This is a genomic window from Faecalibacterium sp. OF04-11AC (assembly GCF_003460645.1).
Lineage (GTDB): Bacteria > Bacillota > Clostridia > Oscillospirales > Ruminococcaceae > Faecalibacterium > Faecalibacterium prausnitzii_I.
Window position 1 is genome coordinate 186,791 of record NZ_QTVP01000002.1, and the last position, 13,473, is coordinate 200,263.

The following is a 13,473-nucleotide window of genomic DNA, read 5'->3' on the forward strand; positions in this document are numbered from 1 at the left end:
TTGTCAAAAAACATACAAACTTCGTTAATTATTACAAAATCGTTACAGTTGCTTTTTCGCATTTTGCCTGGCCAGGATGTGTTGTATATTTCACAAAAGGTCTTGCATTTTGGGTCTGTTTCGACTATGCTTAGGGCGAAGAGAACGTTTCTCCCGGCGTTCTAAATCGTTTTCGCAAATGTGAGCCTTTCACCCCTTGTTCTATTTATGGACTGCCTTTCAAAAGGAGGAATCGTCTATGAAGTTTGGTCACTTTGATGATGAACGCCGGGAGTATGTCATTGATACCCCAAAGACCCCGCTGCCCTGGATCAACTACCTGGGCAGTGAGGACTTTTTCAGCCTGATCTCCAACACGGCGGGCGGCTACAGCTTTTACCGGGATGCCCGGCTCCGCCGCATCACCCGCTACCGCTACAACAACTCCCCGCTGGATATGGACGGCCACCACATCTATATCAACGATGGCGGCACTGTCTGGAACCCCGGCTGGCAGCCCGCCAAGACGGCGCTGGATCACTACACCTGCCGCCACGGCCTGGGCTATTCCATTTTTGAGGGCGAGAAAAACGGCATTGCTGCCACGCAGGAGGTCTTCGTGCCCCGGGGCGATGCCTGCGAGATCGACCGCCTGACCCTTGAGAACAAAACCGACACGCCCCGGACGCTGGATGTGTTCAGCTATGTGGAGTTCTGCCTGTGGGATGCCATGGACGACAGCTCCAACTTCCAGCGCAACTTCTCCACCGGTGAAGTAGAGGTAGAGGGCAGCGCCATTTATCATAAGACCGAGTACCGGGAGCGCCGCGACCACTATGCCGTGTTCTGGGCCAACACCCCCGTCACCAGCTTTGACACCAGCCGGGACGCGTTCTGCGGTGTCTACGGCGGCCCCGCCGCCCCGGAGGCCGTGCTGGCCGGGCATTGCTCCAACAGCATGGCCCACGGTTGGGCCCCGGTGGGTGCCCACCATTTCCACATCACCCTGGCTGCCGGTGAAAAAAGAGCATCATCTTCGGCCTGGGCTACATCGAAAACCCGCAGGAGGAAAAATTCGTCGCCCCCGGCATCATCAACAAGACCCGCGCCCAGGCCATGATGGCCCGCTACGCCACCGATGCCCAGGTGGATACAGCCCGCCGGGTGTTGACCGATTACTGGACCGACCTGCTCTCCGGCTGGCAGCTGGACTCCGGCGAGGAGAAGCTGGACCGGATGGTCAGCATCTGGAACCAGTACCAGTGCATGGTCACGTTCAACATGAGCCGCAGCGCCAGCTATTACGAGAGCGGCATTGGCCGCGGCATGGGCTTCCGGGACAGCTGCCAGGACCTGCTGGGCTTTGTGCACATGATCCCCACCCGTGCCCGGGGCCGTATCCTGGACATTGCCGCCACCCAGTTTGAGGACGGCAGCGCCTACCACCAGTACCAGCCCCTGACCAAAAAGGGCAACCGGGACGTGGGCTCCGGCTTCAACGATGACCCACTCTGGCTCATTGCCGGCACCGCCGCTTATCTGCGTGAGACGGGCGACTGGAGCATTCTGGATGAGTCCGTGGCCTTTGACAATGACGAAAGCAAGGCGCAGCCCCTGATGGAGCACCTGCGCCGCAGTTTCCAGTACACCTGCACCCATCTTGGCCCTCACGGCCTGCCCCTCATCGGCCGGGCCGACTGGAACGACTGCCTCAACCTGAACTGCTTCTCGGAGCACCCGGGCGAGAGCTTCCAGATCACCGGCCCCAGCGAGGGCCCCGTGGCCGAGAGCGTCTTCATCGCCGGTATGTTCGTCAAGTACGGCAAAGAGTATGCCGACCTGTGCGGCCACCGCGGCCTTGCCGACGAGGCCGCCGCTGCCCGGGAGTCCATCGCGCGGGTAGAGCAGGCCGCCCTGACCGCCGGCTGGGACGGCGAATGGTTCCGCCGCGCTTACGATGCCTTTGGCCAGCCTGTGGGCAGCAAGGAGTGCGACGAGGGCCAGATCTTTATTGAGCCGCAGGGCATGTGCGTCATGGCCGGCATCGGCAAGGAAACCGGGCAGGCCGCGCGGGCTTTGAAGAGCGTGGAGGAGCGGTTGGACACCAAGTACGGTGTCGTGCTGCTGCAGCCCGCCTACACCACCTATCGCCTCAACCTGGGCGAAATTTCCAGCTATCCTCCGGGATACAAAGAAAACGCCGGCATCTTCTGCCACAACAACCCCTGGATCAGCTGTGCCGAGACGGTGCTGGGCCACGGCGACCGGGCCTTTGAGGTTTACCGCAAGACCTGTCCCGCCTACATCGAGGATATTTCGGAGATCCACCGCACCGAGCCCTACGTCTACAGCCAGATGGTGGCCGGGAAAGACGCCCCCACCTTTGGCGAGGCGAAGAACAGCTGGCTGACCGGCACGGCCGCCTGGACGTTCTTCAACGTGAGCCAGTATCTCCTTGGCATCCAACCCACGCTGGACGGCCTGAAGATCGACCCCTGCATCCCCCACACCCTCAAGGCTATACCGTCACCCGCCGCTACCGGGGTGCCACCTACCACATCCGGGTGGAGAACCCGAGCGCGGTCCAGAAAGGCGTTGCCGCCGTGGTCTATGACGGCAAACCGCTGGAAAGCAATATTTTGCCCATTGCCTCCCCCGGCACTACGGTGGAAGTAACCGTGACCATGGGCTGAGCATCATTCCCCTTTAGACGCGGAAATCCCCCGACAGCTGTCGGGGGATTTTTCAATTCTGATTCTTTCTTCCCATTACGCCTCGCGGCTGGCTTTCATCCGCTTTTTATCCGCATACATGGCGTCATCCGCCTGCCGGAACACCTGTGCGGGAATCGGGTCAGGCTGGTCCTCGCTCCAGGCAAGGCCCAGCGCTGCCGAGACGGGGAACTCGCTCCCCGCGTCCGCCGCCGCGACCTCTTCCCGGATGCGGTCGGCGCAGGCCAGCAAAGTTTCCCGGCTCCCATTCAGGCTGACCACGAACTCATCACCGCCAATGCGGTAGCAGTTTCCTTTTTCTGCCGCCGCCCGCTGCAGGCACTGCGCCACCCGGTGGATGAGGCGTCGCCTTTGGGGTGGCCGAGGGTGTCGTTCACCTTTTTCAGGTCGTTCACATCCACCATGATGTAGCCAAACGGAGCGGCAGACTGTTTGGTCTCCTGAGTCTCCCGGACAAAGGCAGCCCGGTTGCCAAGGCCCGTCAGCACATCCCGATACGCCAGTTTTGCGTACACGGTCATGTTGGCGTTCTCATTGATCTGTTCCAGAACGCGCTGCCCGGCCGTCTCAGCCAGCAGCAGGATGAACCCGAAGACGCCCAGCATATACACCGGGGAATATGGAAGTGAGCTGTCCAGATAGTAAATTGTGATTGCCAAAATGCTGCATACGGCAAACAGCACATATCCGGCCATGACACGGCCCAGCGCCTTGTTTTTGCCGCGGCGCATCTCCCGGAACCCGTGGTACAAAATCAGGGCGATGGTCACCGCCATGAGCAGATGTTCCGCCATGACCAGCACATTCAGGTAAGGCAGGCTGAAGATAAAGTTTGCCATCAGGAGCAGCAGCAGCCCGGAATAGAACGCCTGCAGGATTTCCAGCATCCGCCGTTTTTCGGGCAGAACTCCTATGGTAAACTGCAGCAGCGGCAGGTGGAGCGCGTGGAACGAAAGATAGGAGATCAGCCCCACCAAACCCGCTTTCTGGCTTACCAGCAGCAGAATTTTAGAATCGGTCAGCACCCAGACCCCGGCCAGCAGGATGTAGGCGCCCAGACTGTAAACGCTGCCGTAAAAATTGCCGAAATGCTGGCGCTGCATACAGTAGGCCGCCAGCAGGCAGGCAATGCCCAGTACCAGCGCAAAACCGCTGAACAGCACGGCATACAGGTTCTCCCGCAGGATCATCCACTGGATGCCGCTCCGGCTGCCAAAATACACCTGGGATTGCAGGACGGCACTCTCTGCACCACTGCCGGGAGCGCAGCCCAGAAAGCGCACCGTCAGCTCCTGCCCCGGCGGCAGCCGGAACAGATGGAACGCGCCGTTCCGCTCACTGGAAGCCGTATAAACGGCATTCCCGTCCACAAGGACCTGATACTTCTGCCATGCGGAGCGGAGGAGGATGGTAGGTTCGTCCCTCGCCGCGTCCATGGGGTAGGAGAACTCCATGGCGTCCGCGGTGCGGGCCCAGCTGCCTGCGGCAGGCTCCGCGCCGCCCCAGTTGATCTTTTCCGGCGCGGTCTCGCCCACTGCACTGGAATAGATGGCAATGGCCATCCCAATGAGCAGCAGCGCCCCCAGAAATCTTCGGAACTGTTTCATATCTTCTCTGTTTTATACGCTGCCCGCGGTGTCATTGCCGGAGGCGTCTTGCTCAGTCTGGCTGGTGTAGAGCACCATCAGGTGGTTGGCACTGGCTTCCAGCTGGCTCTTGGCCTGCCGGAGCGCCGCCTCTTCGGTCTCGTTCATCTTTTCGGGCTTATCTTTCCGCAGGCAGCGGCGGAGGTTGGCCAGGTCCGCTTTGACCCGGTTTTTCTCGTCCTTATCCAGCTCTTTCTTGCACTTGGAAAGGGCCTCGTCTACCTTGTAGGCCAGCACCTCGGCCTGGTTGTGCAGGTCCAGCCGCTCTTTCCGGCGGCTATCCTCCGCCTCGTAAGCGGCGGCATCGGCCATGGCGCGCTGGATCTCGTTTTCCGAGAGGTTGGTGCTGCCCGTGATGGTGATGTTCTGCTCCCGGCCGGTGCCCAGATCTTTCGCCGAGACCTTGACCACGCCGTTGACATCAATATCAAACGTGACCTCGATCTGAGGCTTGGAGGAGAAGCCGGCCCGGATGCCGGTGAGTTTAAATTTGCCCAGCGATTTGTTGTCCCGTGCAAAGTGGCGCTCGCCCTGCAGCACGTTGATCTCCACACTGGTCTGCATGGGGCGGGCCGTGGTAAAGATCTGGCTCTTGCGGGTGGGGATCATGCTGTTGCGGGTGATGAGGGGGGTGGCCACGCCGCCCAGCGTCTCAATGGAGAGGGTCAGCGGGGTCACGTCCATCAGCACAAGGCCCTGAGCCGCCGCGCCGGTGGCACCGGCCAGCTTGCCGCCGCCCTGCAGCAGGCCGCCCTGTACGGCGGCACCCATGGCAACGCACTCATCCGGGTTGAGGCTGTGGCTGGGCTCCTTGCCCAGCAGCTCTTTCACCTGCCGCTCCACGGCGGGCATCCGGGTGCTGCCGCCCACCAGCAGCACTTTGCCCAGCTGGCTGGCGGAGATGCCGGCGTCCCGCAGGGCGTTCTGCACCGGCTGGACGGTGCGGGAGAGCAGGTCTCCCGTCATCATCTCAAACTGAGGCCGGGTGATGGAGAGGTCCAGATGATGGGGCCCGTCCTTGCCCACCGCGATGAACGGCAGGTTGAGCTGGGCCGCCGGGGCGCTGGAAAGCTCTTTTTTGGCCTTTTCGGCCTCTTCTTTCAACCGGCCCATAGCGGCAGGGTCCCGGGTCAGGTCGATGCGGTCGGATTTCTTGAACTCAGCCACGGCGTATTCCACAATGCGCTCGTCAAAGTCGTCGCCGCCCAGGTGGGTGTCGCCGCCGGTGGCCAGCACCGTGAACGTGCCGTCTTCAATCTCAATGATGGAGACATCGAACGTGCCGCCGCCCAAGTCGTAGACGAGGATTTTCTGGGGCGCTTCGTTGTCCAGGCCGTAAGCCACAGCCGCCGCCGTGGGCTCGTTGATGATGCGCAGGACGTTCAGGCCCGCGATGCGGCCGGCGTCCTGGGTGGCCTTGCGCTGGCTGTCGTCAAAGTAGGCGGGCACCGTGATGACGGCTTCCGTCACCGGCTCGCCCAGATAGCTCTCGGCGTCCCGGCGGATCTTGGTCAGGATCATGGCGCTGATCTCCTGCGGAGTCAGGTCCTTGCCGTCGATGTGCACCCGGTAATCGGAGCCCATGTGGCGCTTGATGCTGGAGATGGTGCGCCCGGAGTTGGTGGCGATCTGGCGCTTGGCCGCGCCGCCCACCAGCCGCTCGCCATCCTTGGTAAAGGCTACCACGCTGGGAGTGGTCCGCTCGCCCTCCGCGTTGGCAATGACAACGGGCTTGCCGCCCTCGACCACTGCCACACAGGAGTTGGTGGTACCCAGGTCAATTCCGATCACTTTGCTCATTTTCGTCGTCCTCTCTGCTTTTGCAGCGCGTGTATTTTTCCATGTTTATCTTACCGGTTCCGTATGACAATTTCTTAGAGCAAATGTAAAGAAACTGTGTTTACCGCTTTTCGTCGCCCAGCAGCCCGCGGATGGCGTCTTCCGTCTCCTGCAGCCACTGCTCCGCGGCGGGGTCTCCCTCGCCCAGCCGAATTTTGAACCCCTGCTTTGCCTCGGCCATCTCGGCCAGCGCCCGGGGCCGGGAGAGGTACTGTGTCTCGTATTGGGCCATCCGGAGCCGCACCTGCGGCATGTAGGCGATATCCGGCGTAGGGCGGGCCGCCGTCCGCGCCTGACGGTAATACCGGAGCGCCGCCCCCGGCCCCTTGCCAGAGGCCATGCAGTCGTCGCCCAGGGCGATCATGGCCAGCACATCCCCGGCCTCGGCGGCCTTTTTCCACATCCGGCGGGCCTGTACCGCGCTGCGGCGGACGCCCTTGCCCTCATACAGCAGCTCTCCCAGCATGGAAAGCGCTTCGGCTCGGCCCTGTTCGGCTGCCTGCTCGTAGTAGTGGAGCGCGTCGGCCCACTGCCCGGCCAGAGCAGCCTGGCTGCCCTTGTGCAGCTCTTCCTCGCCGGGCTCATCGGTGTCCCGGCTGGCGTGGAGCAGGCCGTTGAGCAGGCTGGCGTCCAGCGTGGCCGAGGTCGTCCACGGGTCCAGCACGATACCGTCCATTTCCTTGCTGTCCAGCACTTTCTGCATGGCGTCCACCAGCAGCAGCTCCGCCATGGGACGGGCCGCCGTGCCTTGGTCGGCCTCCGCCGTTTTCACGGAGGTGAAGATGGGCAGATAGTTTTTGCCTTTCTGGGTGCGCAGGGTCCACAGGGGCAGGTCCCGCGCTTTTTCCGCCGGGACCGGGTGTTCTGCCCAGGAGGCGCCCCCTTTCTCTGAGTCCGGCGCGGCCTGCAGCGGCACCAGAACCCGGGTATCCAGCTCCAGCGCATAATTCAGCGCGTTCATCAGTGTCCAGAAGCTCTCCTCGTTCTGGGCTTTATACAGTGCCGTCACCGCCTGTTCCACAGCCGGGCAGCCTGTGCCCAGCGGGCCATACTCCGGCGCGCCATGCTGCCGGGCCGCACTGCCCGCCGGGCGGAACCGCAGCCGAGCCCCGTTTTCGTTTGCCATTGCTCTCACCGTTCTTCCCAAATAAAATCATTTTATAGTATAGCAGGGTTTATTTGTCAAATCCATAGCAATTTTATAATATGCGCGTTATAATAAGGAATGTTTCCTCCAAAATCTCATCAAAAAAGGAGCGTATCGCCTTGAACAAAATGCTAGACTATCTGAACGGCTACAAGCGCGAATGCGTGCTTGCGCCGCTGTTCAAGATGCTGGAAGCCACCTTTGACCTGTTTGTCCCGCTGGTGATGGCAGACATCGTCAATGTGGGCATTGCAGCGCACGACTTCCATTATATCCTTATGCGGTGCGGTATTTTGCTGCTGCTGGCCATCATCGGCCTCGCCTGCAGCCTTACCGCCCAGTACTTCTCGGCCAAGGCCTCGGTGGGTTACTCCACCGCCCTGCGCCATGCGCTGTTCGCGCATATCCAGACCCTGAGCTTTACCGAGATGGATACCCTGGGCACCAGCACCCTCATCACCCGGATGACCAGCGACCTGAACCAGGTGCAGAGCGGCCTGAACCTCTTCCTCCGCCTGTTCCTCCGCAGCCCGTTTGTGGTGTTTGGTGCCATGATCATGGCGTTCACCGTCAATGTGCGGGCCGCGCTGATCTTTGTGGTGGCCATCCCACTGTTGAGCGTGGTGGTCTTTGGTGTTATGGTGGTCACCCGCCCGCTGTACAAGACCGTGCAGACCCGGCTGGACCGGGTGCTGGGCCTGACCCGTGAGAACCTGACGGGCGCGCGCGTCGTCCGCGCCTTTGATAAGGAGCAGACCGAGGTGAACCGCTTTGAGGACGCCAACGCCCTGCTGACCAAAATGCAGCTCCATGTGGGCCACATCTCCGCCCTGATGAACCCGCTGACCTATGTCATCATCAACCTGGCCATCGTGGCGCTGCTGTATGTGGGCAGTGTGCAGATCAATGTGGGCGGCATGGCCTCCGGCGACGTCATCGCGCTGGTGAACTACATGAACCAGATCCTTGTGGAGCTTGTCAAGCTGGCCAACCTCATCGTGCAGGTGAGCAAGGCACTGGCCTGCGCGGGCCGTGTGCAGGCCGTGCTGGACACCAAGCCCGGGATGCAGTTCCCGCAAGAGGTACCGGGTGAGGTGCCCGCCGAGAAGCAGAACGACGCCGTCCGGTTCGACCATGTGGGCCTGACCTATGCGGGGGCCGGTGCACCCAGCCTGACCGACATCAGCTTCACGGCGGAAAAGGGCCAGACCATCGGCGTCATCGGTGGCACGGGCAGCGGCAAATCCAGCCTCGTCAGCCTCATCCCCCGCTTTTACGATGCCACCGAGGGCAGCGTGGAGATCTTTGGCCACCCGGTGCAGAATTACCCCCGCGAGGAGCTGCGCGGCAAGGTGAGCGTCGTCATGCAGAAGGCCCAGCTCTTTGGCGGCACCATCCGCTCCAACCTGCTGTGGGGCAATCAAAACGCCTCGGATGCAGACCTCTGGGCCGCGCTGGAAACGGCGCAGGCCGCCGAGTTCGTCCACTCGAAGCCCCTTGGGCTGGACGAGCCCGTGGAGCAGGGCGGCCGCAACCTGTCCGGCGGCCAGAAGCAGCGCCTGACCATCGCCCGCGCGCTGGTCAGCAAGCCGGAGATCCTGATTTTGGACGACAGTGCCAGCGCCCTGGACTACGCCACGGATGCCGCCCTGCGCAAGGCACTGGCCGCCCTGCCCGGCAGCATGACCGTCTTCATCGTCAGCCAGCGCGCCGCCAGCCTGCAGCACGCGGATCAGATCCTGGTGCTGGACGACGGCCATCTGGCAGGCCTTGGCACCCATACCGAGCTGCTGGCCTCCTGCCCTGTGTATGAAGAGATCTACGCCAGCCAGTTCAAGAAAGGAGATGCGCGGCAATGAGTGCAAAAGCAAAAAGTAAGCTGACCCCGGAACAGCGCAATGCCACACTGCGCCGTGTCCTGCATAAGATCAAACCCTACAGCCTGTTTGTGGTGTGTAGCCTGGTAGTGGCCGCCGTGAGCGTGGCCGCCCAGCTGTATATCCCCATCCTCTGCGGCAATGCCATCGACTTTATGCTGGGCAAGGGCAGCGTGAACCTTTCCGCCGTCCTGAACATCGTCGTGGAGATCATCGTGGTGGCCGTGGCCGCCGCCTTTGCGCAGTGGCTGCTCAGTGTCTGCAACAACCGCATCACGTTCTCCGTCAGCCGCGACCTCCGCAACGAGGCCATGCGCAAGATCCAGACCCTGCCCCTCTCCTACCTCGACAGCCACCCCTCCGGCGACATCGTCAGCCGGATGGTAGCCGATGTAGACACCTTTGCCGACGGCCTGCTCATGGGCTTCACCCAGCTGTTCTCGGGCGTGCTGACCATTCTGGGCACCCTGCTGTTCATGCTGTTCCAGAACGTGCCCATCACGCTGGTGGTGGTCTGTGTCACCCCGTTGAGCCTCGTCGTGGCAAGTTTCCTCGCCAAGCGCAGCTACAAGTATTTCCAGGGCCAGAGCACCGTCCGTGGTGAGCAGACCGCTCTGGTCAACGAGATGATCGAGGGACAGAAAGTGGTACAGGCCTTTGGCCACGAGGCCGAGAGCCTGGAAGCCTTTGATGAAGTGAACGGTCGTTTACAGGACGTGAGCCTCAAGGCCATCTTCTTCTCCAGCATGACCAACCCCGCCACCCGCTTTGTCAACAACATCGTCTACGCCGGCGTGGGCTGGTGGGTGCCATCTACGCCGTGGCAGGCGGCATCACCATCGGCCAGCTGAGCATCTTCCTCAGCTACGCCAACCAGTACACCAAGCCGTTCAACGAGATCTCCGGCGTCGTCACCGAGCTGCAGAACGCCCTGGCCTGCGCCGCCCGTGTGTTTGAGCTGCTGGATGCAGACGATCAGATCCCCGAGGCCGAAAACGCTGTCGCGCTCCAGCCGGACGGCCATGTGGTGCTGCACGATGTCTCGTTCCGCTACCTGCCGGACCGTCCCCTCATCGAGGGGCTGAACCTGGACGTCAAGCCAGGCCAGCGCATTGCCATCGTGGGCCCCACCGGCTGCGGCAAGACCACCCTCATCAACCTGCTCATGCGGTTCTATGATGTCAACGGCGGCTCCATCACCGTCTCCGGCACCGACATCCGGGATGTGACCCGTGCCTCCCTGCGGGGCAGCTACGGCATGGTACTGCAGGACACCTGGCTCCGGGCCGGTACCGTGCGGGAGAACATCGCTTACGGCAAGCCCGACGCCACCGACGAAGAGATCATCGCCGCGGCCAAGGCTGCCCATGCCGACAGCTTTATCCGCCGCCTGCCGGAGGGCTACAACACTGTCATCGCCGAGGACGGCGGCAACATCAGCCAGGGCCAGAAGCAGCTGCTCTGCATCGCCCGTGTCATGCTCTGCCTGCCCCCCATGCTGATTCTGGACGAGGCCACCTCCTCCATTGATACCCGTACCGAGGTGCGGATCCAGGCCGCCTTTGCCCGGATGATGCAGGGCCGCACCAGCTTCATCGTGGCCCACCGCCTTTCCACCATCCGGGAAGCGGACGTCATCCTGGTGATGAAAGACGGCCACATCGTGGAGCAGGGCAATCACGACGAGCTGCTGGCTCAGGGCGGCTTTTACGCCACCTTGTACAACAGCCAGTTCGAGGGCGTGGAGACCTGAGCCTGAAATCACCTGTCCAAAGAGCATGTCTTCCAAAAAGAGGACATGCTCTTTTCTTTATGCTATAATAAAGGCAATCTCTTACAAAAAGGCGGTGCATCCCATGCGCTTTCTTCACCTCTCGGACCTCCACCTCGGCAAGCGGGTCTGTGAGTTTTCCATGCTGGACGACCAGCGCTATATCCTCGCGCAGATTCTGTCGCTGCTGGACACCCACCCCGTGGACGCCGTGCTGCTGGCAGGCGACCTTTACGATAAGCCCGTGCCCCCCGCCGAGGCCGTCCGCCTGCTGGACTGGTTCCTCACCGCGCTGGCCGAGAGGAAGCTTCCGGTGTTCGCCATCAGCGGCAACCACGATTCCGCCGACCGCATCGCGTTTGGCTCCCACCTGCTGGCGGAGAGCCGGGTATACATGAGCCCGGTGTTCACCGGGGCCCCGGAGCCCATCCCCCTCACCGACGAATACGGCCCGGTGGACATCTACCTGCTCCCGTTTTTGAAGCCTGCCACCGTCCGGCATGTCTGGCCGGAGGAACCCGCTGAAAGTACCCAGAGCTACTCCGACGCGCTGGGCTGTGTCCTGCGCCACTGCAAACGGGACCCGGCTCACCGCAGCCTGCTGGTGGCCCACCAGTTCGTGGCCGGGGCCGCTGTCTGCGAGAGCGAGGAGCCCTCGGTGGGCGGGCTGGACAGTGTGGACGTTTCCCTGTTCGAGGGCTTTGATTATGTGGCCCTGGGCCACCTCCACAGCCCTCAGAAAGTGGGGCGGGACACCGCGCGCTACTGCGGCACGCCCCTCAAGTATTCGTTCTCCGAGGCAGGGCAGCAAAAGAGCGTCACCTTTGTGGAGCTGGGCCCCAAGGGCAGCGTCTCCATCACAACGGAACCCCTCACCCCGCTGCACGACCTGCGGGAGCTGCGGGGCAGCTACATGGAGCTGACGGACCGCCGGGCCTACGAAGCACCGCCACGGACGATTACCTCCACATCACCCTGACCGATGAGCAGGATATCCCGGACGCGCTGGCCCGGCTGCGGGTCATCTATCCCAATCTCATGCGGCTGGATTACGACAACCGCCGCACCCGGGAACAGCAGACCGTGGAGGGCCCGGCCCGGGCCGAGCAGCAGACCCCGCTGGAACACTTTGCAGCTTTTTATCAATTGCAGAATAACCAGCCCCTGAGCGAGGAGCAGGCCGCGTTCTGCCAGCAGCTCATTGAATCCATCTGGAAAGGAGAGGACGACGCATGAGGCCTTTGAAACTGACCCTTTCGGCCTTTGGGCCCTATGCCGCCGAGACCACTCTCCCGCTGGAGCAGCTGGGCCGGGGTGGCCTGTACCTCGTCACGGGGGACACCGGGGCGGGCAAGACCACCCTCTTTGACGCCATCACCTACGCCCTCTACGACCACTCCAGCGGCGGCGTGCGAGAGGGGGCCATGCTCCGCAGTAAATACGCCGACCCCAAAACACCCACCTTTGTGGAGCTGGAATTTGAGGTGAACGGCCAGCGGTACACCGTGCGGCGGAACCCGGAATATCTCCGCCCTAAGGCCCGGGGCGAGGGTTTTACCACCGAGAAAGCGGACGCCACCCTCACCTATGCCGATGGCCGCCCGCCCGTCACGAAAGCCAAAGAGGTGACAGCCGCCGTCATCGACATCATCGGGCTGGATTACAGCCAGTTCTCGCAGATCGCCATGATCGCGCAGGGGCAGTTCACCCGGCTGCTGAATGCCTCTACCGAGGAGCGGAGCCGCATTTTCCGCAAACTGTTCCGCACCCAGCGGTACCAGAAATTGCAGGAAGCGCTGCAGGCGGAGGCTTCTGCCCTCACAGCCCAGCGCGCGGCCCAGAAAGTGCGGATCGGACAGATCTTATCCGGCATCTCATATCCGCCCGAGGACCCGGACGCCGAAGCGCTGGACGCCCTCGCCCAACCGGAAGCACAGCTCTTACCGGACGCCGTGCTGGCCCTGTTGGACGATCTGCTGGCCCGGCAGGAGACGGAGCTGACCCGGCTTGCCGCCCAGCGGGCCGAAAAAGAAGCGGCTCTGGACGCCCTGCAGCAGACCCTTGGCCGGGCCCAGCAGGCACAGAAACTGCAGCAGGAGCTGGCCGCCAAACGGGCCAAAGCGCAGGAAACAGCTCTCTTAGAGGCCGCCCGGGCCGCGGCACGCCGCAAAACGCTGGACGAGCTGACCACCCGCCTGGCCGAAACCGAAACGGCACTGGCCGGGCTGGCCGACACGGATACCCGCCGGGTGGAGCTGGAAGCCGACGCCTCCCGTCTTGCTCAGCGCGGGGAAACGCTCCGCAAACTGGAACAGAGCCTCACCGACTGTCAGCGCCGCGCTGCCGCTGCCAAGGCGGCACAGGAGCAGTACCGGCAGGCAGCCGCCCGCCAGACCGAGGCACACACCGCCCGGGATGGGCTGGAACGGGCGTTTCTGGACGCGCAGGCGGGCCTGCTGGCCCCAGACGCTGGAAGAGGGCA

6 protein-coding genes and 3 pseudogenes are annotated in these 13,473 nt (G+C 62.5%); 6 read left to right on the top strand and 3 right to left on the bottom strand.

All coding sequences use genetic code 11. The annotated features are described in order from the left end of the window. Positions 1-238: 238 nt before the first annotated feature. Positions 239-2,672, top strand: a pseudogene (locus DXA70_RS02020) (glycosyl transferase). A gap of 75 nt (positions 2,673-2,747) precedes the next feature. Here DXA70_RS02020 and DXA70_RS15250 read toward each other — a convergent pair. The 3 genes and pseudogenes from DXA70_RS15250 to DXA70_RS02040 form a co-directional block, all read right to left on the bottom strand. Next, positions 2,748-4,318, bottom strand: a pseudogene (locus tag DXA70_RS15250) (diguanylate cyclase). Positions 4,319-4,330: 12 nt separating this feature from the next. Continuing rightward, on the bottom strand, positions 4,331-6,157 hold the full coding sequence (gene dnaK / locus DXA70_RS02035; RefSeq protein WP_022256400.1) for a molecular chaperone DnaK: 1,827 nt from the start codon (positions 6,155-6,157) through the stop codon (positions 4,331-4,333). Between the two features lie 100 nt (positions 6,158-6,257). Next, positions 6,258-7,322: an SseB family protein gene (locus DXA70_RS02040; RefSeq protein WP_128117465.1), complete on the bottom strand. Its 1,065-nt coding sequence runs from the start codon at positions 7,320-7,322 to the stop codon at positions 6,258-6,260. A gap of 140 nt (positions 7,323-7,462) precedes the next feature. Between DXA70_RS02040 and DXA70_RS02045 the strand changes: the two genes are divergently transcribed. From DXA70_RS02045 to DXA70_RS02060, 5 genes and pseudogenes are all read left to right on the top strand, one after another. Then, on the top strand, positions 7,463-9,202 hold the full coding sequence (locus tag DXA70_RS02045; RefSeq protein WP_347553458.1) for an ABC transporter ATP-binding protein: 1,740 nt from the start codon (positions 7,463-7,465) through the stop codon (positions 9,200-9,202). Next, positions 9,199-10,973, top strand: a pseudogene (locus DXA70_RS02050) (ABC transporter ATP-binding protein). The gene DXA70_RS02045 and the pseudogene DXA70_RS02050 overlap by 4 nt, the downstream one beginning before the upstream one ends. Positions 10,974-11,076: 103 nt before the next feature. Continuing rightward, a complete protein-coding gene (locus tag DXA70_RS02055; protein WP_347553459.1) occupies positions 11,077-11,970 on the top strand; it encodes an exonuclease SbcCD subunit D in 894 nt (297 codons plus the stop codon). Between the two features lie 14 nt (positions 11,971-11,984). After that, positions 11,985-12,227, top strand: coding sequence for an exonuclease SbcCD subunit D C-terminal domain-containing protein (locus DXA70_RS15255; RefSeq protein WP_347553461.1), 243 nt, complete (start codon positions 11,985-11,987; stop codon positions 12,225-12,227). After that, a partial coding sequence (locus tag DXA70_RS02060; protein ID WP_147341634.1) for an SMC family ATPase occupies positions 12,224-13,473 on the top strand: 1,250 nt, incomplete at its 3' end. The genes DXA70_RS15255 and DXA70_RS02060, both read left to right, overlap by 4 nt.